The sequence below is a fragment of the Vibrio sp. 2134-1 genome (genome assembly GCF_033339495.1).
Window position 1 is genome coordinate 1 of the sequence record NZ_JAWOUS010000347.1, and the last position, 757, is coordinate 757.

A 757-nucleotide genomic window follows, 5' to 3' on the forward strand; every position below is an offset into this window, starting at 1 on the left:
AAAATCGTCTCCGCAGTAGTAAATCAGCCCGCGTTTATTCATGGCATTACACACATCAGCGGCGGTTGGTAGGGATGTCCAAAATAATGGGTTGTCGAAGTTCAACGCTTTTAAGTGTTTTTCTAGTTGGTGCTGCATCATCTTCGCTGCCACTTTTCTTAAAAAAGCAGAGTGGGGAGCCGGTATTGTCAGCAAATTTACCGTGAAAATGTTGTCTACCGCATCACAATGCATGGTTGGCTTATCTGAGCCAGTATCGCCGAAAACGCGGGAAATCTTGCTCACTAAACGTTGAATGTCTTTATTCGTCGGTTTTGGTTGTCTTAAACCGATGGAATTAACCCAAAGAATGCGATGGTTGGTGGCAAGTCGCTGAACGATGTGCTGCGTTGATGATGGTAGGCCGCCGAAGTCTTCGCCAAATACTACGATATCCGTCATGTGTTTCTCCTTGAGTTCTTAAAATTTGGTTTCTGATAGAAGGAGTAATCACAATGCGTGCCAAGGATTTAAGCTTTTAAAAACAGCTAGTTGTATTGTTGTCAAAATGAAAGGATTAGGATTTCTCATTTTGACAATCAGATTGAACGATACGACTGACCACCACGGTGAGCGCGGCAAGAATGTAGATTGGCCAAGTAAAGCCTTGAGTAAGAAACGTACCCGAGACAATGGTGCCGATAAGGCCGCTCAATACCGCGTTTGCGCCAACAGTCAGTGCGTAATCGGAATCGGGCGTGAGCAGCGAAATGGATTT

At 44.8% G+C, this 757-nt stretch carries 2 pseudogenes; both read right to left on the bottom strand.

What is annotated here, in order from left to right:
• Positions 1-441 (bottom strand): annotated as a pseudogene (locus R7R78_RS25890) (glycosyltransferase family 1 protein); the annotation flags it as partial.
• A 115-nt stretch (positions 442-556) separates the two neighbouring features.
• Positions 557-757: pseudogene (locus tag R7R78_RS25895) on the bottom strand (hypothetical protein); the annotation flags it as partial.